19 protein-coding genes and 1 tRNA gene are annotated in these 22,577 nt (G+C 69.0%); 8 read left to right on the top strand and 12 right to left on the bottom strand.

The annotated features are described in order from the left end of the window. Positions 1 to 7 precede the first annotated feature (7 nt). Positions 8 to 1,066, top strand: coding sequence for a Holliday junction branch migration DNA helicase RuvB (gene ruvB / locus ACG01O_RS14090; protein WP_394385621.1), 1,059 nt, complete (start codon positions 8 to 10; stop codon positions 1,064 to 1,066). A gap of 112 nt (positions 1,067 to 1,178) precedes the next feature. On the opposite strand, the gene ACG01O_RS14085 is transcribed toward ruvB, so the two are convergent. The 8 genes from ACG01O_RS14085 to ACG01O_RS14050 all read right to left on the bottom strand — a co-directional run bounded on the left by ACG01O_RS14085 (position 1,179) and on the right by ACG01O_RS14050 (position 10,009). Beyond that, positions 1,179 to 2,129 carry a porin gene (locus ACG01O_RS14085; RefSeq protein WP_394385619.1) on the bottom strand — a complete coding sequence of 317 codons (951 nt, stop codon included), beginning with the start codon at positions 2,127 to 2,129 and terminating at the stop codon, positions 1,179 to 1,181. Between the two features lie 134 nt (positions 2,130 to 2,263). Then, positions 2,264 to 2,905 carry a histidine phosphatase family protein gene (locus ACG01O_RS14080; protein WP_394385654.1) on the bottom strand — a complete coding sequence of 214 codons (642 nt, stop codon included), beginning with the start codon at positions 2,903 to 2,905 and terminating at the stop codon, positions 2,264 to 2,266. Positions 2,906 to 2,907: 2 nt separating this feature from the next. Next, positions 2,908 to 3,231, bottom strand: coding sequence for a DUF1840 domain-containing protein (locus tag ACG01O_RS14075; protein ID WP_394385617.1), 324 nt, complete (start codon positions 3,229 to 3,231; stop codon positions 2,908 to 2,910). A gap of 40 nt (positions 3,232 to 3,271) precedes the next feature. Continuing rightward, entirely contained in the window at positions 3,272 to 5,407 is a 2,136-nt protein-coding gene (locus tag ACG01O_RS14070; protein ID WP_394385615.1) for a putative bifunctional diguanylate cyclase/phosphodiesterase, read from the bottom strand. Continuing rightward, on the bottom strand, positions 5,404 to 6,699 hold the full coding sequence (locus tag ACG01O_RS14065; RefSeq protein ID WP_394385613.1) for a cyclic di-GMP phosphodiesterase: 1,296 nt from the start codon (positions 6,697 to 6,699) through the stop codon (positions 5,404 to 5,406). The genes ACG01O_RS14070 and ACG01O_RS14065 overlap by 4 nt, the downstream gene beginning before the upstream one ends. A 269-nt stretch (positions 6,700 to 6,968) precedes the next feature. Beyond that, a complete protein-coding gene (locus ACG01O_RS14060) occupies positions 6,969 to 8,327 on the bottom strand; it encodes a GH1 family beta-glucosidase (protein WP_394385611.1) in 1,359 nt (452 codons plus the stop codon). A gap of 278 nt (positions 8,328 to 8,605) precedes the next feature. Then, entirely contained in the window at positions 8,606 to 9,643 is a 1,038-nt protein-coding gene (locus ACG01O_RS14055) for a LacI family DNA-binding transcriptional regulator (protein WP_394385609.1), read from the bottom strand. Positions 9,644 to 9,655: 12 nt separating this feature from the next. Further along, positions 9,656 to 10,009: an HU family DNA-binding protein gene (locus tag ACG01O_RS14050; protein ID WP_394385607.1), complete on the bottom strand. Its 354-nt coding sequence runs from the start codon at positions 10,007 to 10,009 to the stop codon at positions 9,656 to 9,658. Positions 10,010 to 10,124: 115 nt separating this feature from the next. Between ACG01O_RS14050 and ACG01O_RS14045 the strand changes: the two genes are divergently transcribed. Beyond that, entirely contained in the window at positions 10,125 to 12,143 is a 2,019-nt protein-coding gene (locus ACG01O_RS14045; RefSeq protein ID WP_394385605.1) for a putative bifunctional diguanylate cyclase/phosphodiesterase, read from the top strand. Between the two features lie 83 nt (positions 12,144 to 12,226). Here the strand turns inward: ACG01O_RS14045 and ACG01O_RS14040 are convergent. From ACG01O_RS14040 to ACG01O_RS14030, 3 genes are all read right to left on the bottom strand, one after another. Then, positions 12,227 to 12,311, bottom strand: a tRNA-Leu gene (locus tag ACG01O_RS14040). Between the two features lie 52 nt (positions 12,312 to 12,363). Then, the gene (gene amaB, locus ACG01O_RS14035) at positions 12,364 to 13,875 is read right to left on the bottom strand and encodes an L-piperidine-6-carboxylate dehydrogenase (protein WP_394385603.1); all 1,512 of its coding nucleotides are present in this window, start codon (positions 13,873 to 13,875) and stop codon (positions 12,364 to 12,366) included. A gap of 14 nt (positions 13,876 to 13,889) precedes the next feature. Next, entirely contained in the window at positions 13,890 to 14,984 is a 1,095-nt protein-coding gene (locus ACG01O_RS14030) for a saccharopine dehydrogenase family protein (protein ID WP_394385601.1), read from the bottom strand. Positions 14,985 to 15,107: 123 nt separating this feature from the next. Here ACG01O_RS14030 and ACG01O_RS14025 point away from each other — a divergent pair, with 123 nt between their 5' ends. The 5 genes from ACG01O_RS14025 to ACG01O_RS14005 all read left to right on the top strand — a co-directional run bounded on the left by ACG01O_RS14025 (position 15,108) and on the right by ACG01O_RS14005 (position 19,775). Continuing rightward, the gene (locus tag ACG01O_RS14025) at positions 15,108 to 15,569 is read left to right on the top strand and encodes an Lrp/AsnC family transcriptional regulator (RefSeq protein WP_394385599.1); all 462 of its coding nucleotides are present in this window, start codon (positions 15,108 to 15,110) and stop codon (positions 15,567 to 15,569) included. A gap of 17 nt (positions 15,570 to 15,586) precedes the next feature. Next, a complete protein-coding gene (locus ACG01O_RS14020; RefSeq protein WP_394385597.1) occupies positions 15,587 to 16,159 on the top strand; it encodes an NnrU family protein in 573 nt (190 codons plus the stop codon). A gap of 1 nt (position 16,160) precedes the next feature. Beyond that, on the top strand, positions 16,161 to 16,649 hold the full coding sequence (locus tag ACG01O_RS14015; RefSeq protein ID WP_394385595.1) for a GNAT family N-acetyltransferase: 489 nt from the start codon (positions 16,161 to 16,163) through the stop codon (positions 16,647 to 16,649). A 38-nt stretch (positions 16,650 to 16,687) separates the two neighbouring features. Continuing rightward, positions 16,688 to 17,464, top strand: a complete 777-nt coding sequence (locus ACG01O_RS14010; protein ID WP_394385593.1) for a substrate-binding periplasmic protein — start codon at positions 16,688 to 16,690, stop codon at positions 17,462 to 17,464. Between the two features lie 97 nt (positions 17,465 to 17,561). Beyond that, the gene (locus ACG01O_RS14005) at positions 17,562 to 19,775 is read left to right on the top strand and encodes a C1 family peptidase (protein WP_394385591.1); all 2,214 of its coding nucleotides are present in this window, start codon (positions 17,562 to 17,564) and stop codon (positions 19,773 to 19,775) included. Between the two features lie 92 nt (positions 19,776 to 19,867). On the opposite strand, the gene ACG01O_RS14000 is transcribed toward ACG01O_RS14005, so the two are convergent. Continuing rightward, positions 19,868 to 21,841, bottom strand: coding sequence for a peptidase inhibitor family I36 protein (locus ACG01O_RS14000; protein WP_394385589.1), 1,974 nt, complete (start codon positions 21,839 to 21,841; stop codon positions 19,868 to 19,870). Positions 21,842 to 22,136: 295 nt separating this feature from the next. Between ACG01O_RS14000 and ACG01O_RS13995 the strand changes: the two genes are divergently transcribed. Beyond that, entirely contained in the window at positions 22,137 to 22,571 is a 435-nt protein-coding gene (locus ACG01O_RS13995; protein ID WP_394385587.1) for a VOC family protein, read from the top strand. Positions 22,572 to 22,577: the final 6 nt, after the last annotated feature.

Below are 22,577 nucleotides of genomic sequence, written 5' to 3'. Positions count from 1 at the left end.
GCGCGCCATGAGCATCCAGACCGACGACTTTGCCCCGGCGCCGCGCCTGATCAGCGCGGCCCCGGAGTCCAGCCGCGAGGAAGCGCTGGAGCGCGCACTGCGGCCCAAGCTGCTGGACGACTACGTCGGCCAAAGCAAGGCCAGAGAGCAGCTCGAGATCTTCATCGGCGCCGCGCGCAAACGGCAGGAAGCACTGGACCACGTGCTGTTGTTCGGCCCGCCAGGGCTGGGCAAGACCACGCTTTCACACATCATCGCCGCCGAATTGGGCGTCAATCTGCGCCAAACCTCAGGGCCGGTGCTGGAAAAGCCCAAGGACCTGGCTGCGCTGCTGACCAACCTCGAGAAGAACGATGTCCTGTTCATCGACGAGATCCACCGGCTGAGCCCCGTGGTGGAGGAAATCCTGTACCCGGCGCTGGAGGACTACCAGATCGACATCATGATCGGCGAGGGCCCGGCCGCCCGCTCGATCAAGCTCGATCTGCAGCCGTTCACGCTCGTCGGGGCCACGACCCGCGCCGGCATGCTCACCAACCCCTTGCGCGACCGCTTCGGCATCGTCGCGCGGTTGGAGTTCTACACGCCGGCCGAGTTGCAGCGCATCGTGACGCGCTCCGCCGGGCTGCTGAATGCCCCCATCGACGCGGACGGCGCCCTCGAAATCGCCCGCCGCTCCCGCGGCACGCCCCGCATCGCCAACCGGCTGCTGCGCCGCGTGCGCGATTACGCCGAGGTCAAAGGCGACGGCCGTATCGTGGCCGGCATTGCCGACAAGGCACTCGCCATGCTCGACGTCGACCCGCAGGGCTTCGACCTCATGGACCGCAAGTTCCTGGAAGCCGTCGTGCACCGCTTCGATGGCGGGCCGGTGGGCCTGGAGAACGTGGCGGCAGCCATCGGTGAGGAGGCGGGCACGATTGAAGACGTGATCGAGCCCTACCTCATCCAGCAGGGCTTCCTGCAGCGCACCCCACGGGGACGCGTCGCCACGCTGGCCGCCTACCGACACCTGGGCCTGACACCGCCCGGGCACAAGAACGCGCCGGGTCTGTTCAGCGACTGAGTCCCGCAGACACGGGCCCGCGCTGGCGCGGGCACCAGCAGTTGGACCTCCGGCCCATTCGGACATGAAAAAAGCGCCCCGCAGGGCGCTTTTTGCGTTCCGATCGCGAGGATCAGAAGTTGTGGCGGATACCAGCGGCCAGCGACGAGAAGTCTTGACCGGCTGCGCCCGTGGCGTAGGTGGCCTTGGCTTGGTTGTCGGTCTTGGTCCAGAAGCCGTACAGCTTGGTGCGCTTGCTCAGGTTGTAGTTGTAACCCAGGGTCAGCTGCTTGGCGCCGTCGTCCACCAGGATGTTGTCAGCCTTGCCGAAGTTCACGTGGAACTCTTGCTGGCCCATCACGTACATGCCGGACACGCGGAACGTGTTCCAGGTCTTCTTGCCGGCGGTGCCGAAGGTGTTTTCAGCACGTTGCACGTAGCCGCCAACGATCAGGGGGCCAAACTCGTACAGGCCACGGATGGCCATCTGGCTGAAGTCACCCTTCTTCTCGTAGCCGAAACCAGCGTGGGCGGGGCCCATGTCGTAGTTGACGGCGATGTCCGAAGCGCGGGTGGTGGCGCCTTCGCCGGCGCTCAGCGACAGCTCAGCAGAGAAGCCACCGGCGGTCGGGGTGAAGTAAGACACCTTGTTCGTGGTTTGGAACTGGGTGGCGTACAGGTTGTCAGCCGAGGTGCCGGTGTCGTGGTTGTGGTTGCTCACGTAGTCGGCCGTCGCGAAGTACGAGCCCGGGAACCAACGGCCCAGACGCACGCCGCCGAACGAACCTTCCAACTGAACCCACGAAGCGCGGTTCCAGAAGGTGGTGCCGCCAGTGGCAACGCCGGTGTCGCTGTTCACGCCGTGCTCCAGCGAGAACGAAGCCTTCAGGCCACCGCCGAGGTCTTCGCTGCCCTTGAAGCCCAGGCGCGAGGAGTTGTTTTGCACCACGACCTTGCGGTCTTGCGCGCCAATCTTTTGGCTTTCAACGGTGGTGTTCAGGCGGCCCCACAGGGTCACGCTTTGAGCGAAAGCCGGAGCGGCAGCGGTGGCAGCCAGAGCGGCGGCGAGTGCAATCTTCTTCATCGTTTGCCTTTGCAGAAAGGTTGGGCAGGGCTGACACCCCGCCTTGAAGGACTAGTGAGGTTCAGTATAGGAGCGGCTTTTGCCGCAACTGTCACAAACGACGCGTGGATGCAACAGTGAACAGTGCGCCCGGCTCAGGCGCTCGCATCGTCCAGGCTCAGGTCGGCCAGATGGCGGTCGTCGTGCCAGCCCACCAGGTTGAAGCGCCCGGCGCTGGCGAGCAGCCGGTTGATGGTGGCGTTGCCGAGTTGCCAGCTCCGCGGGGCGTCGAGCGCAACGCCAGTCGCCGCGCGGTAGAGGCAATCCAGCACGCCCCCATGCGCCACCACGGCAACGGTTTGCCCGGGGTGGCGCAGCGCGATCTGCTGGACCGCAGCCACGCAGCGCGCGCTGAACACGGTCAGGCTCTCGCCGCCGCCCACCGGGAAGTCCGGCTCCCGGCGCCGCCAGCGCAAGGCCTCGTCGGGGTAGGTGAGCTCGATTTCTTTCCAGCTCAAGCCCTCGAAGCGCCCGAAGGCCCGCTCGCGCAGACCAGGCTCCAAGTTCACGGGCAGGCTGCGAGTGCCGGCCACGGCTTGCGCGGTCTGACGGGCGCGGCTCAAGTCGCTGGCATAGACGGCGTCCAGGTCATCGTCCAGCAAGGCCGCCGCCAGGCGCGCGGCTTGCGCCTCGCCCAAGGGGCTGAGCGGGATGTCGGTGTGGCCCTGGATGCGGGTGTCCCGATTCCAGAGCGTCTCGCCGTGTCGGATCAGGATGATGCGTGTCGCTTCTTCCAGCACTACACGCCCCAGACGATGTCGGCACCCGCGCTGGCGCTGCGCTGCATCAGTTCGCGCAACGGCCACGCGCGCTGGCGCAGCGTCACGCCCTGCCGCTTCGGCGCAGGACGCCCGTCCGCCACCGCTTGCGCGACGGCCTGCTCGAACTGCGCCTCGTCTGTGGCGATGCCGGCGTCCAGCGCTTGCAGCAGGCTTGTCAGTTCGGCCGCCTGCAAGATGCCTTTGGGGTCGGCCGCGCGGCCCATCAGGCCCAGCACTGCATGGGCGCCGTCCGCCATCATGAGCACATCGGCCCCCGCCTTGGATTTGAAGCAATAAAGCATGGCGGCGATTGTGCGCGCCATGGGCGCGCCGATTGCGGGATCAGCCGCTGGCCAGCCCCAGCCAGCCCGACACCGGAGAGTCGACCACGTGGCGGCGCGGGCGCACGCGCTGCTCGAACTCGTCGGGGCGCAAGGGGCGGGCGAACAGATAGCCCTGGAATTCATGGCAGCCCGCCTGGGCCAGGAAGTCGCGCTGGGCTTCCGTTTCAACGCCTTCGGCGATGACCTGCAGGCCCAGTGCCCGGCCCATCTGCACGATGGCGTTGGCGATGCCGACGTCACTCGGGTCGCCGGGCAACCCCTGGACAAAGCTGCGGTCGATCTTCAGGCGTTGGATGGGGAAACGTTTGAGATAGCCGAGCGACGAGTAGCCGGTGCCGAAGTCGTCGATCGACAAAGTCACGCCCAGGGCTGCGAGGGCGTGCATGCGGCGCAGGCCTTCTTCGGTGTCACGCATCAGCACGCCTTCGGTCAGCTCCAGTTCCAGCAGGCTGGCGGGCAGCATGGCGTCGCGCAAGGCGGCGGCCACGGTGTCCACGAAATGCGGCTGCTGGAATTGCAGCGCCGACACGTTGACAGCCACCGGCATGCGCAGGCCTCGCGCCAGCCAGCGCGCCGCCTGGGCCACCGCCTCTTTCAACACCCAGTCGCCGATGGCGACCACGAAGCCGCTCTCTTCAGCCAGCGGGATGAACTCGGCCGGAGAAATCTCGCCGCGCTGCGGGTCGCGCCAGCGGATCAGCGCCTCCGCGCCGATGACGCGGTCGCTGCCGAGTTCCACCTGCGGTTGGTAATGCAGCCGAAAGCGCCCTTCCGCCAAGGCTTGGCGCATGTCGTGGTCCAGCCGCATGCGCGAAAGGAGGTCCACCTCCTTGCGCGGCACATGGAAGCGAAACCCCGCACGGCCGCCCTCTTTGACCCAGTGCATCGCGCGCTCGGCGCTGGCCATGAGCTCGTCCGGCGTGCTGCCATCACCCGGGTACAGGGCAATGCCGCAACTGACGGTGACGGTGAAGCTGAGGGTGTCGAAGGTGAAGGGCTCGGCCAGCAGCTGCTGCACACGGCGGGCCGCGGCTTCGGCTTCCGCCGTCTGGGCGCCGTCGAGCAGGATGGCGAACTCGTCGCCGCCCAGGCGAGCCAGGGTGTCGTGCGGGCCCACGGCGCCGCGCAGGCGCTCCACCACATCCCGCAGCACGCGGTCGCCATAGGTGTGGCCCAGCGTGTCGTTGATCTGCTTGAACCGGTCCAGGTCCAGGTGCAGCAGCGCAAAAGCAGGCAGCGCCGGCGCACCGGGCACCTGCGTCATCTGCTGCACCATGCGATCGGCCAGGGCGCGGCGGTTGGGCGCGCCGGTCAGGGCGTCGGAGCGCCCCAGTTCCTCGATGCGCTGGTGGGCGGCCAGCTTTTCGCTCAAGTCACGGAACGAGAACACGCGGCCGATGGGCTCGCCGCGGCTCAGCTGCGGCAACGAGACCTGCTCCAGCACGCGGCCATCGGCGAGCTGCAGAACGTCGCTGGAGCGCATCAGCGGTGAATCCAGCAGGGCTTCGATCCGCAGGCGGTACTGTTCGCCGTCGCGCACGACGCGTTGCAGGCTCAGCCACAGGCCGGCGTCGCCAGGCTCGTGCAGCAAACCACCGGCCAGGCCCCACAGCTTTGCGAAGCGCCGGTTGAAGCTGCGCACCCGACCGGCAAGGTCCACCACGAGGATGCCGTCGGCCGTGGACTCCAGCGTGGCGCGCAACTCGGCCAGCAGCGATTCGCGCTCGGCCTCGGCGCGGCGACGGCGGGTTTGGTCGTGCAGCAGCACCAGCCAGTAGCGGCTGCCGTCCGGCGTGTGCACCGGCGTGATGCTGCGGCTGACCCAGCGGGGCTGACCGTCGCTGTGCATGAGCACGGTGTCAGAGCGGATGCGGGCCTGCGGGTCGGTCGCGGCGCCTTGCCAGAAGGCTTGGTCTTCCAGCGAGTCACACAGGCTCAGCGGAGGCTGACCCACCGCCAGATCGGGCTTGAGGCCCAGCAATCGCAAGGCCGAGCGGTTGACCGCGCAGACGCTGACGGTCGGCCCGTCCACCAGCCACGCGGGGTCGGGCAGCCCTTCGAGAAAGGCAGTGATCAGGCTGGATGCGGAAGGGGTGCGAGACCGGTCAAGGCCGACCTCGCGGCCGCCGTTCACGTGACCAGCTCCCCGGGGCCCGTGTTGACCGCATCGAAGAAGTACGCGATGCGGGCGCGCGGGCTCAGGTAGTCCAAAGACGGGCGCGGCAGGAACTGGGGCTTGAGGCTGCGACGAATGCCCAGGTCAGGCATCTCTTCGAGGTTGAGGATCAAGGCCTCTTCCTTGGGCACCTTGACGTCGTGCACCATGACGCGCGGCTTCAGCGGCCGCGCCGAGTTGACCGACACCACCAGCGCATACCGGTCGTCGGTGAGCTGCACCGTGGAGCCGGGCGGGTACACACCCATCATGCGGATGAAGGCGTTCAGCATGGTCGCGTCAAAGCGATTGCGCCCCTGCGCGAACATCAAGGACAGCGCCTCGTGCGGCGTCATGGCCTTGGAGCTGATCAGCGGGTTGCACAGCCCGTCGAAACGATTCACCAGTGCCACGATGCGTGCGCCGGTGCTCATGCGGTCCATGTTGATGCGCTGCGGGAACCCGCTGCCGTCGGCGTGTTCATGGTGCTGGGCCACGATCAACAGCGGACCGGGCGCTAGGCCCATGCTCTGGCCGATGGCCACTCCCTTGGCCACGTGTTGCTGGTAAGCCTGGGTCTCGGCGGTAGTGAAGCTTTCGTCGCGGTGGCGCAGGCGCGCCGCCACCTCCAGCTTGCCCACGTCGTGCAGCAGCGAGCCGACGCCCAGGTCCATCATTTCGTCACGCCCCAGGCCGAAGGCCCGGCCCAGCAGCAACGCAATGATGCAGACGTTCAGGGCGTGCGCGGTGCTGCGGTCGCCGGCGGCTTCGTTGAGCAGCCGCATGTTGAGGTCGCCCTCGACCAGCATCTTGTCCAGCAGCGCCGCCGTGAGGCCTTCGGCCTGCATCCGGGCCTGGTGCGGGTCGGCCTGGACCTTCTCCATCACGCCACGGAAGCCGGTAGCGGCTTCGCTGTACTGCGCTTCGCACAGGCGCAGCGCTTCACGCTGTCGCGCCAGGGCCAAGCGGTGGGCCTCGCGGGCCATTTCCTCCGGCGACTTGGCGGCCGGGGCCGCGGCATCGGCGGCTTCAGCGGGCGCGGCTGCGGGGTCGGGCGCGGCGTCTTCGGTCTGGGGCACGTCGCTCTTGGCCGGACTCCAGCGCACCTGGGTCAAGCCCAGGCGGCGCAGGATCAGCAACTGATCTGTCGACGCGATCTTGAAGCTCGACAGCGGGAATGGGTGCGACATCCAACCCAGGTCGAGATGAATGAACATCCCCACCGTCAGTTGATTGACGTCGATCAGTGGATCGCTGTTTCTATCCTGCATGCGCTCAGAACCCGTGTGGCGGGCCCCCTCGACTCGGCTCAGAAATTGGCGCCTGCACCAAACTTCTGCGCCGGCCCTCTTTCATAGGTCATTTCGGCCGTTTGCGGGGCTCGGCATTTGGGAAAAATGCCAAGTGCACCGCATGGCGGAGCTTAGCGCCTGTGCGTGACCGAAATCCCGGGCTGCGCCCCGGGCAAACGCGGAGGAATGCATAGAGCACGCACCTGCCGGGACCCACAGGGCACCGACCGGCCGGCGCGGCGCTCAACTCAACGCCGCTGGCGGTGGCGCCGGATCATGTCGGCATACCAAAGCGCGCTGTCTTTCAGCCGGCGTTCCTGGGTGGCGTAGTCGACATGCACCAACCCGAAGCGCTTGGCGTAGCCGGAATTCCACTCGAAGTTGTCGAGCAGGCTCCAGTAGAAATAGCCCCGGACATCGGCCCCCAAATTGCGCGCCGCCGCCACGGCCTGCAGGTGGCTGGCCAGATACGCAGTGCGCTCCGCGTCAGGCACGCGGCCGTCGACCAACCGGTCGGCATTCGCCATGCCGTTTTCGGTGATGTACAGAGGCGGCGGGTTGTACTCGCGGGCCAGCCGCACCAAATGCTGGGTCAACACCTCGGGCACGATCTCCCAGCCCATGTCCGTGAACCCGCGGGCGCCCGGGCCGGTCACCGGCTGGCCGTCGGCACCCACGAGGCTGCGGGTGTAGAAGTTCAGGCCCAGGAAATCCAGCGGCTGCCGGATGCGATCCAGGTCACCAGCCGCCACCTGCGGCGCGTCGGCGCCCACGTGCTGCCAGGCGTCGGCCGGGTAGCACCCGCGCAGGATGGGGTCCATGTACCAGCGCACGTTCAGGCCGTCGTCGATGCGCGCGGCACGCCGGTCGGCCTCGGTGGGCGTGGCCGGGAAGGCCGGCGTGTGGTTGAGCACGATGCCCAGCGGCGTGCGGGTCACCGCGCGCATGGCTGCCACCGCGTCGCCGTGCGACAGCATCAGGTGGTGCGCCACCTGCAGGCTTTCTGCGCGGCTGGTGTGACCCGGCGCGAACTGCGCGGTCTCGTAGCCCAAGGTCGCGGTGCACCAGGGCTCGTTGTGGGTGGCGATGCTGGCCAGCCGGTCGCCGAAGCGCCGGGCGACCTCGGCCGCGTAGTCGGCGAAGTGGCCCACGACGTCGCGCGACAGCCAGCCGCCCAGCTGCTCGTCCAGCGCCTGCGGCAAGTCCCAGTGGTACAGCGTGGCGTGCGGCTGCAGGCCGGCCTCCAGCAGGGCATCGAGCAGGCGGTCGTAGAAGGCAAAACCCGCCTCGTTCCAGGCGCCCTGCCCGTCTGGCTGCACGCGCGGCCAGGACAGGCTGAACCGGTAGCAGTCCAGGCCCAGCTGCTGCATCAGGGCGACGTCGTCGCGGAAGCGGTGGTAGTGGTCGCAGGCGACGTCAATGTTGGAGCCGTCCTTGATGCGGCCGGGCTGGCGGCAGAAGTGGTCCCAGATTGACGCGCCTTTGCCGTCCTCGAACGCCGCCCCCTCGATCTGGGCCGCACTGGTGGCCACACCCCAAAGGAAGTCGGGCGGAAAGGCGTCGGCGAGCGCGGCCGGCTCGGCGCGGGGAAGGTCGGGCAAGGTCATGGCAGGGCGAATCCGCTCGGGGCGGCAGGCAGGGGTCAGCAACGCAGCGCGGCCGCGTACCACTTCCGCGCAGCCGGCCTCTCAAACAACACAACATCGAGCCCACCCGCACCGCGGGCGCAATCCGGGCATCGACCTGGGTCATCGTGCCGAGGATTGACAACGCTGTCAATTGGGCCAAAAACCAAGCAGAAAAGTGGGGTCCAGCGAGTGAAAGAGCGCGGAGCGGCGTGCGGCGCTCGACGGCCCGCCGCAGATTCAACGCCTGCGGCGAACGGTCAGCGTGCGCGGGTGGAGTCGCGCACGACGATTTCGTGCGGCAGCACTTTGTGCAGTTCAGGATCGTCTGGCGCGCCAGCCATGTCGGGCCGCTGCACGGCCACGAGCATTTCGACCGCTGCACGCGCCATCGCGGCCATCGGTTGGCGCACGGTGGTCAGCGGCGGCCACACCAGGCCCGCGGTGGGCGAGTCATCGAAGCCGACGACCGACAACTCCGCTGGCACCGGCAAGCCCAGCCGCTGCGCAGCCGCCAGCACGCCCAGCGCCATGTCGTCGTTGCTGGCGAACACCGCCGTGGGCCGCTGGCGCCGGCTCAACAGTTGGTGTGCGGCATCGCGGCCACTGGCGAAGGTGAAGTCACCAGGCTGGATGAGATCGGGGTCGGGCGTGAGGCCGTGGGCGCGCAACGCACTCACAAAGCCCTGGTAGCGCATGCCGCTGGCCGACTGGTCCGGCGGGCCCTTGATGAACGCAATGCGCTGGTGCCCCAGGCTCAGCAGCACGTTAGTGATCTCTTCGGCCGCATGCACGTCGTCCATGCGCACGGACGGCACGCCCGGCAGGTCGCGCTCGGGCGACATCAGCACGCACGGGGTGCCGCTGTCGCGCAGCGCGGCCAGCACCTCGGGGTTGTCGCACAGCGGGGGCGTGAGGATCATGCCGTCCGGCCGCAGCGCCAGCACCATGCGGTCGATCTGCTGACGCAGGTCGGGGGCGTCGTTGTGCAAGGACTCCACCACCAGGTGGTAGCCCAACTCGCGGCAGCGCAGGGTGGCGCCCTGCTGCACGCTGCCAACGAACGCGGCGCTGGGGTCGTAGTACAGCAGGCCGATCAGGAAAGAGCGTCCTCCCGCCAGACTGCGGGCCGACTGCTTGGGCCGGTAGCGCAGCGCCTCCACCACCTTGAGCACCTGTTCCCGGGTGCTTTCATGCACACCGGGTTCATGGTTGAGCACGCGCGACACGGTCTTGATCGACACGCCCGCCTCGCGGGCGACGTCGACGATGGTGGGGCTCCCGCCGCGCGAACTCATCAGTGCGAAGAATTACTTCTTCTTGGCCTTGGCAGCCGGCTTGGCTGCGGGCTTGGCGGCCGGCTTGGCAGCGGCCTTCTTGGCAGCGGCCTTGGGGTCCACAGCGGCCTTGAAGCCAGCGCCCGGGGTGAACTTGGGCAGCTTGGCGGCGGCGATCTTGATCTTGGCGCCGGTGCTGGGGTTCACGCCGTTGCGTGCAGCGCGGGCGTGTTGCTTGAAGGAGCCGAAGCCCGGGATCGACACGGCGCCACCCTTCTTGACGGTGGTGACCACAGCGTCCAGCAGGGTCTCGAGGATGCGGCCAGCTTCGGCCTTGGTCAGCTCGTGCTTGGCGGCCAGGTGTTCGATCAGATCGGTCTTGTTCATGCGGGAGTCTCGTCGAAAAAGCGCGCCCGAACGACTCGGGCGGGCGCGATTGTGGCTTATCGCGGGCGGCATACAGTCGCAGGGCAGACCCGTATCCATCGACATGCCACCCCCTGTGCAATTTGCCTCCCTGCTCGACGCCCTGCCCCAGCAGATCTGGAAGGCGGACGCGCAAGGGCGCTTGCTCTGGATGAACGCGCGGCTGGCGGAAGCCCTGAACCGCCCCGCCCTGCCGACGCCGCTGGCGCAGTGCCTGCACGCCGACGACCGCGCCCGCTTCGAAGCGCGGTGGGCTGCGGCGCAGGCGCTGGGTCGCTTCGAGATGGAATACCGCGTGGGCGCGCAGTGGGTGCTGTCGCAGGCCCAGCGGCTGCCAGACTCGCCCCTGTGGCTGGGCACGCACACCGACATCACCGCGCGCCGCGCGGGCGACGAGGTCTGGAAGTTGGCGCTGGAGTGCAGCGGCGATGGGGTCTGGGACTGGCATGTGCAGGAGGGCGTGGAGCACTTCTCGGAGCGCTACCTGCGGCTCTACGGCTTCGAGCCCGGCGATGTGCAGGCCACGCCGGAGGCCTTCGACGCGCGCACGCATCCCGACGACATCGCCCAGATGGAGCGCGACCGCGAAGACCATTTCAGCGGCCGCACACCAACCTACCGCAACGAGCACCGCGTGCTGGCGCGCGACGGCACGTGGAAGTGGATCCTGAGCCGCGGCATGGTCATCGCGCGCGATGCCCAAGGCCGGCCGCTGCGCATGGTGGGCACGCACACCGACATCACCGACCGCAAGCGCCAGGAGGCCGCCGTGTGGCAGCAAGCCCGCGTGGACGTGCTGACCGGGCTGCCCAACCGTCGCTCGCTGCGTGAACGCATCGAGCGCGCGCTGAGCCTGCGCGAGATGCGGGGCGAGGAACTGGCCGTGATGTTCCTGGACCTGGACCACTTCAAAGAGATCAACGACTCGCTCGGCCACGACGTCGGCGACGCGCTGCTGGTGCGCGTGGCGGAACGGCTGCAGGCCTGCATGCCCTCGGGCGGCGCGGAAACCGGCATCGTGGCCCGCATGGGCGGCGATGAGTTCACGGTGCTGCTCGCCGCGCAAAACGCCGCCGCTGCGGCCGAGCACGTGGGGCGCGAACTGCTGGACGCCGTGTCGGCCGCATTCGAGGTGGAGGGCGAGCGGGTGTATGTGTCGGCCAGCGTCGGCGTGAGCCTGGCCCCGCGAGACGGCGTGGAGATTGAAGCGCTGTTCAAGCACGCCGATCAGGCGCTGTACGAAGCCAAAGGCGCCGGCCGCAACCGCATGAGCGTCTTCACGCCGGCCCTGCACGAGGCCGCGCAGCGCCGGGCGCGGCTCGCGGCCGAATTGCGCGAGGCGTTGGCAGCCGGGCAGTTCCACCTGGTCTACCAGCCCATCCTGAATCTGCGCGAGCCGACGGCGCCGCCGCGCAAGGCCGAGGCTTTGCTGCGCTGGACCCACCCGAGCCTGGGCGACGTCAGTCCGGCGCAGTTCATTCCGCTGGCCGAATCCAGCGGGCTGATCGTGGACATCGGCGACTGGGTGTTCCGCGAAGCCGCGTCGCAGGCCCGGGCCTGGCGCGGCGCGGGCCACGGTCGATTCCAGATTAGCGTGAACAAGTCGCCGGTGCAGTTCCTCAGCGAGCGCACGCGCGCGCCGCAGGCCGACTGGTTGGCGCACCTGCATGCGATCGGCCTGCCTGGCGATGCGCTGGCGGTGGAGATCACCGAAGGGCTGCTGCTCGAGCGCGACGAGGCGGTGGCGGCGCGGTTGCGCGCCCTGCGCACCGCGGGCATCACCATCTCGCTCGATGACTTCGGCACCGGTTACTCCTCGCTGAGCTACCTGCAGCACCACGACATCGACACCCTCAAGATCGACCGCAGCTTCGTCGCCGGGCTGGAGCATGGCGACAAGGCGCTGGCCCTGTGCCGCGCCATCGTGACCATGGCGCACGAGCTGGGCATGCAGGTCGTTGCCGAAGGCGTGGAAACCGAAAGCCAAGCGACGCTGCTGCGCCACATGGGCTGCGACTGGGGTCAGGGCTGGTGGTTCGGGCGCGGCGTGACCGCGGCGGAGTTTGAAAGCCGCTGGCTTCAGGCACCGGGCTGAAACGTTCGTTCCCAGCCCTCGCTGGCCCTCGGCTGACGCCAGAAACGCAAAAGGCCAGCACTTGCGTGCTGGCCTTTCTTGTTTGGTGCCCAGGAGAGGACTCGAACCTCCACGGAGTTACCCGCTAGTACCTGAAACTAGTGCGTCTACCAATTCCGCCACCTGGGCTTTCAAGAGCCTCGCAGTATAGCCCGGTTTTTCAGGCTTGCGAAGATTTTCTTCAAATATCGAACTTCACACCCTGCGCCAGCGGCAGTTCGCTGGAGTAGTTGACCGTGTTGGTGGTGCGGCGCATGTAGGCCTTCCAGGCGTCCGAACCGCTCTCGCGGCCGCCACCGGTTTCCTTTTCGCCACCGAACGCACCGCCGATCTCAGCACCGGACGTGCCGATGTTGACGTTGGCAATGCCGCAGTCGCTGCCCGAGGCGCTCATGAAGGCTTCGGCCTCGCGGATGTCGGTCGTGAAGATCGCCGACGACAGGCCTTGCGGCACGCCGTTCTGCAGCGCGATGGCTTCGTCCAGCGTCTTGTACTTCAGCGTGTACAGGATGGGCGCGAAGGTCTCGTGGCACACCACCTCGGTTTGCGACGGCATGCGCACCAGCGCCGGCGTGGCGTAGTAAGCCTCGGGGAAACGGTCGGTCAGCGCGCGCTCGCCGCCGCTCACCTGCCCGCCCTGCTCGCGGGCGGCGGTCAACGCGAACTGCATCGCATCAAAGGCCTGCGCGTCGATCAGCGGACCGATCAGCGTGCCCGCCTCCACCGGCGAGCCGATGGGCAGCTGTGCGCGGGCGCGGTCCAGGCGTTCGACGAGGGCGTCGTGGATGCTCTCGTGTGCGATGACGCGCCGCGTCGTCGTGCAGCGCTGGCCGGCCGTGCCGTAGGCGCCGAACAGGATGCCGCGCACGGCCAGTTCCAGGTCGGCGCTGGGCGTGACGATGATGGCGTTGTTGCCGCCAAGCTCCAGCAGGCAGCGGCCGAAGCGGGCCGCCACGCGCGGGCCGACGGCGCGGCCCATGCGGGTGGAACCCGTGGCCGAGACCAGCGCCACGCGGGCGTCGTCCACCATCGCCTCGCCCACATCGGCGCGGCCGATGACCAGCTCGCTCAGGCCGTCCGGCGCGGCATGGCCGGCGGCGCGGTAGGCCTTCACGGCGCGCTCGAACAGCGCCTGCGTGGCCAGCGCGGTCAGCGGCGTCTTCTCGGACGGCTTCCACACGCAGGCATCACCCGCAACGAGGGCCAGCGCCGAGTTCCAGGCCCACACGGCCACCGGGAAGTTGAAGGCCGAGATGATGCCCACCACGCCCAGCGGCAGCCACTGTTCCATCATGCGGTGGCCCGGGCGCTCGCTGGCGATGGTCAGGCCATGCAACTGGCGGCTCAATCCCACCGCGAACTCGCAGATGTCGATCATTTCCTGGACTTCGCCCAGGCCTTCGCTCGTCACCTTGCCGGCTTCGATGGACACGAGCTGGGCCAACTGCGCCTTGTGCGCGCGCAGCTCTTCGCCGAACAGGCGGACGAGTTCGCCGCGCTTCGGGGCCGGCACCACGCGCCAGGCCTTGAAGGCCTCGGCAGCGCGGCCGATGGCGGCCTGCATGTCGGCCGTGGTGGCCGTGGGCAGCTGCGCCAGCACGCCGCCGTCAATGGGCGAGCGCACGGTCAGGTCGCCAGCGGGGGGGAGGTGGACGCCCAGGGCGTCGAGAACAGAGAGGGCTTGTTGCTTCATGGCGCGCATTCTGCTCAGGAGATGGACTCGACCTGGCGGCTTTGCTGGTAGGCCGAGCCGAAACGGTTGGCCAGGAAGTCCGGCAACGCCACTTCTTCCTGGCGGATGAAGCCCTGCTGCGGCAGCTTGCCTTCACGGAACAGGTCGACGGCGGCGCAGATGCCGGCAGCGGTGGTGATCTGGATGGCCGACAGCGGCTGGGCGCCGTCACGCGTGGCGAAGATCTTGCGGGCGAACACTTCCTGCAGCAGCACGCCGTTCTTCATGCCCGACACGGTCACGAACACCAGCACCACGTCCTGCATGGTGGCCGGCATGCTCTTGCGCATGATGGCCTTGAGGTTTTCCTGGTCGCCCTTGAGGCCCAGGTCGCCCAGCAGGAACTGCATCAGGTCGCGGTGGCCGGGGTAGCGCACGGTCTTGTAGTCGAGGTTGCGCACCTTGCCCGCCCAGGTTTCGCACAGCGTGCCCAGGCCGCCGGAGGTGTTGAAGGCCTCGTACTCGGTGCCGTCCAGGCTGAAGTGCTCCAGGCCCTCCAGCGGCAGCGCGGCAATGGTGTCGCCCTCGTGGATGGCTTCGCAGGGGTGGCAGTACTCGTTGATGAGGCCGTCCACCGACCAGGTCAGGTTGTACTTGAGCGCGTTGGTCGGGAAGGCCGGCAGCGCACCGACGCGCATCTGCACGTCGCGCACCGAGTCGAAGCCGCTGGCGAGGTGGTGCGCCACGATGCCGATGAAGCCCGGCGCCAGGCCGCACTGCGGCATGAAGGCGGTGCGCGCACCCTTGGCCATTTCCTTGATGGCCTTGGTGGCGGCCACGTCTTCAGTCAGGTCGAAGTAGTGGCAGCCGCACTCCAGCGCCAGCTCGGCGGCGGTGATGGCCAGGTGGTAGGGCAGCGCGTTGACGACGGCGTCCTTGCCGCGCAGCTGGGCGGCCAGCGCGCCGCGGTTGTCGCTGTCCACCTCGGCGGTGGCAATGCCCTCGGCGGCCAGCACCTTCAGGTAGCCGGGGTTCTTGTCCAGCACGGTCACCTGGTAGTCGCCGGTGGCGTGCAGCAGGCGGGCGATGGTTTGGCCGATGTGGCCGGCGCCAAGGAGGGCGATCTTCATGGGGTGCTCCGTCAAAGGTGAGGGTCGTTGGCCGGCACTCTAGAAAACCACGCCGACGAAAGAAAGCACGGTTCCGACGAAATCAATTGCTGTTTCGCCGTTTCGTCGCCATCATTCGCCGATATGGATGAATCTCGGGTAAACACCGCCCCCCCGGACGACCTCGACCGCCGGCTGATCCTGCTGCTGCAGGCCAACGCCCGCGAGAGCACCGCCACCCTCGCCCGCAAGCTGGGCGTGGCCCGCACCACAGTCGTGGCGCGTCTGGCGCGGCTGGAGGCCACGGGCCGCATCGTGGGCTACACCGCGCGCCTGGGCGGCGATGAGGCGGGCCGCAGTGTGCAGGCCTTCGTGGGCATCACGGTCAGCCCCAAGGCCGGGCGCGAGGTGGTGAAGCGCCTATCAGAACTGCCCGAGCTGCGCCAGCTGGCCAGCGTGAGTGGTGAGTTCGACTACATGGCGCTCTTGCGCGCCGACACTACGGCCCGGCTCGACGCGCTGCTCGACGAAATCGGCGAGATCGACGGCGTGCTGCGCACCAACAGCTCGGTGGTGCTGGCCCTGCGCGTGGACCGACAGACCTGATTGCACGGAGACCTTTGATGACCTGGTTGTCCCTTGGCCTTGCCCTGTTCCTGGGCATCCACCTCACCCAAGCCCTGGCCCCGCGTTGGCGGGCGGCCCAGATTGCCCGGCTGGGCGACAAGGGTTGGAAGGCGTTCTACAGCGTGATCTCGCTGATTGGCTTCGTGCTCATCGTCTGGGGCTACGGCCTGGCGCGCCAGCAGCCGGTGGTGCTGTGGCCCGCCATTCGCGGCATGAACCACGCAGCGGCCGCGTTGATGCTGGTGGCCCTGGTGCTGCTGGTGGCCGCCAAGGTGCCGCGCAACCTGTTCAAGGCCAAGCTGCAGCACCCGATGACGCTGGCCGTGAAGACCTGGGCCTTCGCCCACCTGATCGCCAACAACACCGCAGCCGACGTGATGCTGTTCGGCAGCTTCCTGGTGTGGGCCATCCTGGTGTTCCGCGCCGCGCGCCGCCGCCCGGCGCCGGTCTCGGCCCCGCCGACACCCCTGGGCACCGCCGCCACCGTGGTGATTGGGGTGGCCGTGTGGGCGGCGTTTGCGTTCTGGCTGCACGCCGCCTGGATCGGCATGGCCCCGCTGGGGCGCTGACATGGTGGGCATTCGGCCCGTCACGGCGGCCGACGCAGCCGAGTTCACCGCCGCGGCCCGCGCCAGCCGCCGGCTGCACCGACCGTGGGTCACCGCGCCCTGCGACGACGCGGCCTTCGAGCGCCACCTCGCGCGGTTCGACTTCCAGGCGCATCACGGTTTTGTGGTGGAGGCCGATGGCCGGCTGGCCGGTGCCATCCACCTGACCAACATCGTGTGGGGCGCGTTCCGCAGCGGCTACCTGGGCTACTACGCATTCACCGGCTTCGAGGGCCGGGGGCTGATGACGGCCGGGCTGAACGCCGTGGTGCGGCATGCCTTCCAAGACCTGGGCCTGCACCGTGTGGAAGCCAACATCCAGCCCGCCAATGCCGCGTCGCTCGCGCTGGTGCGGCGCTGCGGCTTCAGCTGCGAGGGCTTCTCGCCCAAGTACCTCAAGATCGGCGGCCGCTGGCGCGACCACGAGCGCTGGGCGCGGCTCAAACGCTGACATCCACCGCAGCCCCCGGGGCCTCTAGACTCGGCCCCGTGCGTTTGCGCTCCTGCCTCACCCTCCCCCTGGCCGGCCTGGCCAGCACCCTGTGCATGGCGGCGCAGGCAGCCAGCTTCACCGCCTGCGCCGAGCCCGCGGACGGCCCGCCCTGGCTGTACCGTGACGCCAGCCGCGCGAACGGCCTGGCCAGCTTCACGGCCGACTTCTGGCCGGTGCTGTTCCAGGCCCAGGGCCACAGCCTCACCCTCCGCGGCGACCTGCCCTTCAAACGCTGCCTGCGCGCCGTGGCCGCGGGCGAGGTGGACTTTGTGCTCGGCGCCTACCGTGACGAAGAGCGCGCCCGTGAGCTCGCGTTTTCCGAGCCCCTGCGCACGCTGACGCCGCAAGTGTTCTTCCGGCAGGACCATCCGCTGCACATCCAGGCCCGCGCCGACCTGCGCCAATGGCGCGGCTGCGGCATGAACGGCTCCAGCTACGCCCACTACGGCCTGAACCCCGGCGACCTGGACCAAGGCGCCCGCAGCTACCGCACGCTGATCGAGAAACTGATGGTGGGCCGCTGCGACTACTTCGTGGAAGAACTGGAAGTGATCGAGCGCCTGGACCACGGCCGCCAGCGCCTGCTGGAAACACCCGGCCTGGCCCACGGCCCGGTGCCTGATGTGCCACGCCCGTCACTGCACCTGGCCGCGCGCCTGGGCAGCCCCGCCGCCGCCGAAATGCCCGCGCTGAACGCCGCCTACGCGCAGTCCATGAAGTCGGGCGAGTTGCTCAAGGTCTGGCGCCGCTACGCGCCCACGCTGCCGTACTGAACGGCCTGTCCTCACGGCTGAGGATTCGCCGTCAGCCGTGGGCTTGTCCCGGCCGATGGCCCGCAGCCATCATCGCGGCCTACCGCCGGAGACCCCCATGGCCACCAAGCCCAAGAAGCGCGCCACCAACGCCGCGCCCACGCCCACGCTGGACGCGCGCCCCGACCGCCTGGACCTGCGCGATCTGCCCTACCGCGCGCCGCTGCGCTCCCTGCCCCCGCGCTGGCCGCTGGACGCCGACCTGAAGAAGCTGCTGCCCGCCTACGTGAAGGCCGGCCGCATCCTCAACCAGGGCAACGAAGGCGCCTGCACCGGCTTCGGCCTGGCCTGCGTCACCAACTACCTGTACTGGCTGCGCCACCTGGCCGCACCGCGCAGCAAGACGCTGCCCGAGCTGGTGAGCCCGCGCATGTTCTACGAACTGGCCAAGCTGTACGACGAGTGGCCGGGGCAGGACTACGAAGGCTCGTCCTGCCGCGGCGCGCTCAAGGGTTGGCACAAGCACGGCGTGTGCTCGGCCGCGCTGTGGCCCTACCCGCTCGACAAAGACGGCAACGGCGTGTTCCAGCGCCCGCTGCCCGGCTGGGACGAAGACGCCCCGACGCGCTCGCTGGGCGTGTACTACCGTGTCGACAAGCGCAGCGTGGTGGACATGCAGGCCGCCATCCTGGAGATCGGTGCGGTGTACGTGTCGTCGGACGTGCATGCGGGCTGGACGCTGGATGCCAGCCCCCTGCCTTCGCACCACGGCGAGTTGCCGCGCATTGCCACGCAGACCGAGAAAACCGGCGGCCACGCCTTCGCGCTGGTGGGCTTCAACGAGCACGGCTTCGTGGTGCAGAACAGCTGGGGCACCGACTGGGGTGCAAGCGGCTTCGCCATCCTGAGCTATGAAGACTGGATCACCAACGGCACCGACGCCTGGGCCGTGGCCCTGGGCGTGCCGCAAGACCTGTCCGACCTGCAACGCCGCACACTGCCCCCCAGCACCAAGGCCGGCAAGGCGGCCCGCAGCGCCAAGCCGGCCAGCGGGTTCCGGGCCCAGCCGGGGCTCAGCCTGTCGGACGTGGGCGCCACGCTTCGCGTGCCCGACAACCCTCGCGACGACCCTTGGCCGGTGAACCACAGCTTCCTGTACCGCGCCTACCAGCCGCTGCGCACCAGCGAGGCCTACACCCACACCCTGGTCTCTGGCAACGACGGCCAGATGATGGCCACCGACTTCACCCGCGCCCGCAGCGACCGCGAAGGCCTGGCGCACGAGATCGTGGTGGAGCGGCCGCTGGCCTGGGCACGCAGCCAGAAGGTGGGCACGCTCAAGCTCGCGCTGTACGCGCACGGCGGGCTGAACGCCGAGAGCGAATCGGTGCAGCGCATCCGGGTGCTGGCGCCCTACTTCCTGGCCAACGGCATCTATCCGCTGTTCTTCACCTGGAAGACCGGTCCGGGCGAGACCGTGAGCGACATGCTGGAGGACCTGCTCAAGCGCGTGGTGCCGGGCACACGAAGCGAGGGGTGGCTGGATCAGCTGCGCGACGCCGCGCTGGAGTCCAAGGACCGCGCGCTTGAGGCTGCGGCCCGCGTGTTCGTTCGCGGGGTGTGGAGCGAAATGCGCGCCAACGCGGCCGGTGGCGCCGACCCGGATCACGTGCTTGACCGCGCCGCGCAAGGCCTGCGCGAACTGCGCAGCGCCCTGGCCGAACGGGGCCAGGCGCTGGAGCTGCACCTCATCGGCCACTCGGCCGGCTCCATCCTGCTGGGCCATCTGCTGGACCGCCTGGGCGGGCCCGACCCCGTGCCGGTGCACAGCTGCGAGCTCTACGCCGCCGCCTGCTCCAGCGGCTTTGCGGCGCAGCACTACGCCGCGGCCCACGACGCCGGCGTGCTGGACCTGAGCCAGCTGCGCCTGCACGTGCTGACCGACACCAACGAGCGCGGCGACGGCCTGCCCACGCCGCAGGTGCCCATCTACGGCAAGTCGCTGCTGTACCTCGTGTCACGCGCGCTGGACGACGTGCGCAAGCAGCCGCTGCTGGGCATGGAGCGCGCCCTGGTGCCGCCCGACCCAGCCTGGGTGGGCGACCAGTGGGACGCCCCACCCAACGCCGATGTGACGGCCTGGCTGCAGCGCTGGCCGGCGGGGGCGTTGCTGCAGCGCGTGAGCAGTCCCACCGTGCGCACCACCCGCACCGGCGCGCAGATGCCCGCCACCCACGGCAGCTTCGACAACAACATCGAGGTGCTCACCGGCACGCTGGAGCGCATCCGCGGCGAGCCGCTGGTGGCCCCGATGGAGTGGCTGGACTACTGAGCCCGGCATGAAAAAGGCCCGTGCCGCACATCGGTGGCCCGGGCCTTCTGCAGCGCTCAACTTCAGCGCTGGGTCGTTCAGCGTGGCAAGGTTCAGCGCGCGAACTGCTGACGCGTGGCGTTCAAGCCGTCCGACAGGATGAGCTCGAACCGCCCGCCCGCCGGCACACCCGCAGCTGGCACGGTGGCCTGCCCGGTCTTCAGGTCTTGCGCCAGCACCAGGCGCTGGCCGTCGGCCCCCACCCACACCAGGCTGGCATAGGGGTGCCGGGCGGCGTTCCAGCCCAGTTGCACCTGGCCGTCCTGCACGCGCAGCGTGGCGGGCTCAGGCGTGGCCAGCGTCGTGCGGCGGCCGTCTGCCGCCGCAGCAGCCCCCACGGTGCCCACCTGCGTCAGCACCTTGCCGGCTTGCAGCACGGCCAGGCCCTGCAGCGCGCCGTCGTTCGGGATGACCAGGCTGAAGTGCCGCAGCTTCACGTGGTGGTCCAGCGCCTGCGGGGCGATCGGGAAGTCCACCGTGCCGCCGCTGGCCGCCTGCACCCGCAAGGTGTAGGCGCCGCTGGCGGGCACCGCCACCTTGCCCACGAAGGACTTGACCGGGTTCAGCGTCACGCGCCCGTCGTCATGCACCTCGCCGCTGACCAGCAGCACCTCGCGCGGGCCGGCCGCCACCGTCAGGCCGCCGTCGCTCGCCTGCGCCAGCACCAGCTTGTCGGCCGGCGTCAGGAAGGTCTGCATCTTGCGGTAGTTGTAGTCCGAGAACACGAAGCCACCGCAGTAGCTCATGATGTCGTGACGGTCGGTGGGCCGCGGGTCGTAGAAGCTGTTGGTGTCGGCCAGGTAGGCCCACACGTAGCGGCCGGGCTTGCCGAGGTTGGCGTCGGGATACGGGTAGTTGGGGTCGGGCGAGCCGGCGCCACCGCAGGCCGCGTGGGGCAGCGAGAAGTTGTGGCCCAGCTCGTGGGCCGTCACGTCACGCACCGAGTCGGGCGCGGAGGGCATGTCAAAGCCCACGGCGGCGCGGCCCGGCATGTAGCCCAGGCCGGCCAGGCCCCAGGTGCGCTTGGGGATGTAGCCGAAGTAGTAGTCGCCGTCAGGGGCGCCTTCCACGGTGCGCAGGTCCGCCAGTTCGCCCAGCACCTTGCCGAAGGCATCGCTCCAGCCATCGTCCGTGGTCGGCATGGCGGTGACGCGGGTGGAGGTGTAGACGGGATGCGCCTTCAACGTGACCTTGTTGACCGGAAACAGCGCCTGGATGTGGGCGGTCTGGTCTTTCGGCAGCTGGCCGGTGGTGTCGGCAATGCGCACCGCGATGGGCACGAAGCGCATGCTGACGCCGCCGCCCACGCGCGGCGACACCGTGGTGGCGGTGCCGTTGCCCAGGCGCACGCTCAGGCGCAGCCCCGGCTTCACCACCTCGGCGGGCAGGGTCACGCTGTAGCTGTCTGCCAAGCTGGGCACGGCCGGCACGCTGCGCGGCAGCGGCGCGGTGGGCACGGTGAGCAGCAGGTCGCGTGAGGTGCCGTCCACGGTGTTCTCGGCGCGCAGCGTGCCGGTGGGCTTGGCGGCATTGGGGTCGGTGGTGATGGCGTTCACCTTCACCACGGCCGGCTTGCCGCTCACCAGCACCAGCGCGTTGTCGCCGCTGTCGTACAGCATGGACTGGGCGAGTTGCACGCCGGCGATGGTCGCTGCCGGCGGAGGCGGAGGCGGCGGCGGGGGAGGAGGCGGCACGTCGATCTGCAGCGACGACGCGCGGTCGTTGAACCCGCGGCTCACGAGGTTGGGCGTGTCGCCGGTGAGCGTGAGCACCGCGCCGCCGTAGTTGCTGTGCTCGTACAGGCGCACGGTCACGCCGGCCGGCACCTTGACGGACGACACCTGGTCGTTCCAGGTGCTGCCCACCCAGGCGGTGCTGGCGGTGTAGCACTGGCTTTTGCCGGCGTAGTTGATGTGCTCGTACACGCACACCTGCGTGGCGGCGGCGGCCTGGCCCGCGGCGCCGGCAGCGAGCAAGGCGCTCAGCAGCACGGACCGGCGCGGGTGAAAGCGTCGATGGTCAGACAAGGGAAGGTCTCCTGCGCCCGGGCGGCGCGATGGGTGGCGGCAGCAATGCCGTAAGGAACCGGTTCCATCGTCGAGAGTCACCGCACACGGCGCGTAAGCAAGCGCCGCCATCCGTAAGTCCTTGTGACCGAGAAACTCCCGGTAACCCCCGCCAGGCCGCGCCAGCACTCACGCCCGCGTCACGCCCCTAGCAATGATTTGCTTACGTCTTGTCCGTCCGGCCACCGAGCCCGCCGGCGCTCAGGCCAAGGCCCCGCGCATGCCAGGGCACCGCCCTGCGGCTGACAATGCCGGCATGAAATACCTGCACACCATGGTTCGCGTCCATGACCTGGACGCCTCGATGAAGTTCTACCGCGACGCCCTGGGCCTCGTGGAAGTGAAGCGCTCAGAGTACGAAGCCGGCCGCTTCACGCTGGTGTACCTGGCCGCGCCGGGCGATGAAGACGCCCAGGTCGAGCTGACCTACAACTGGCCCGACGCCAACGGCAACGCCGAGGTCTACACCGGCGGCCGCAACTTCGGCCACCTGGCGTACGCAGTGCCCGACATCTACGCCGCCTGCCAGCGCTTTGTGGACCATGGCGTGACCATCAACCGCCCGCCGCGCGACGGCCGCATGGCCTTCGTCCGCTCGCCCGACGGCATCTCCATCGAGCTGCTGCAAGCCGGCCCGGCGCTGCCGCCGGCCGAGCCCTGGGCGTCCATGCCCAACGTCGGCAGCTGGTAAGACCAG

The sequence above is a fragment of the Pelomonas baiyunensis genome (assembly GCF_043555935.1).
GTDB lineage: Bacteria > Pseudomonadota > Gammaproteobacteria > Burkholderiales > Burkholderiaceae_C > Pelomonas > Pelomonas baiyunensis.
Note: the sequence above shows the minus strand (reverse complement) of the source record. Positions and strands in the feature narration are given on the sequence as shown.

Excerpts from the sequence above, each read along its gene's own strand:
- ACG01O_RS14025 (WP_394385599.1), top strand. The coding sequence starts at position 15,108 with ATGGATGAATCTCGGGTAAACACCGCCCCCCCGGACGACCTCGACCGC.
- ACG01O_RS14085 (WP_394385619.1), bottom strand. The coding sequence starts at position 2,129 with ATGAAGAAGATTGCACTCGCCGCCGCTCTGGCTGCCACCGCTGCCGCT.
- ACG01O_RS14030 (WP_394385601.1), bottom strand. The coding sequence starts at position 14,984 with ATGAAGATCGCCCTCCTTGGCGCCGGCCACATCGGCCAAACCATCGCC.
- amaB (WP_394385603.1), bottom strand. The coding sequence starts at position 13,875 with ATGAAGCAACAAGCCCTCTCTGTTCTCGACGCCCTGGGCGTCCACCTC.
- ruvB (WP_394385621.1), top strand. The coding sequence starts at position 8 with ATGAGCATCCAGACCGACGACTTTGCCCCGGCGCCGCGCCTGATCAGC.
- ACG01O_RS14005 (WP_394385591.1), top strand. The coding sequence starts at position 17,562 with ATGGCCACCAAGCCCAAGAAGCGCGCCACCAACGCCGCGCCCACGCCC.
- ACG01O_RS14055 (WP_394385609.1), bottom strand. The coding sequence starts at position 9,643 with ATGAGTTCGCGCGGCGGGAGCCCCACCATCGTCGACGTCGCCCGCGAG.
- ACG01O_RS14050 (WP_394385607.1), bottom strand. The coding sequence starts at position 10,009 with ATGAACAAGACCGATCTGATCGAACACCTGGCCGCCAAGCACGAGCTG.
- ACG01O_RS14015 (WP_394385595.1), top strand. The coding sequence starts at position 16,161 with ATGGTGGGCATTCGGCCCGTCACGGCGGCCGACGCAGCCGAGTTCACC.
- ACG01O_RS13995 (WP_394385587.1), top strand. The coding sequence starts at position 22,137 with ATGAAATACCTGCACACCATGGTTCGCGTCCATGACCTGGACGCCTCG.
- ACG01O_RS14020 (WP_394385597.1), top strand. The coding sequence starts at position 15,587 with ATGACCTGGTTGTCCCTTGGCCTTGCCCTGTTCCTGGGCATCCACCTC.
- ACG01O_RS14065 (WP_394385613.1), bottom strand. The coding sequence starts at position 6,699 with ATGCAGGATAGAAACAGCGATCCACTGATCGACGTCAATCAACTGACG.
- ACG01O_RS14075 (WP_394385617.1), bottom strand. The coding sequence starts at position 3,231 with ATGCTTTATTGCTTCAAATCCAAGGCGGGGGCCGATGTGCTCATGATG.
- ACG01O_RS14060 (WP_394385611.1), bottom strand. The coding sequence starts at position 8,327 with ATGACCTTGCCCGACCTTCCCCGCGCCGAGCCGGCCGCGCTCGCCGAC.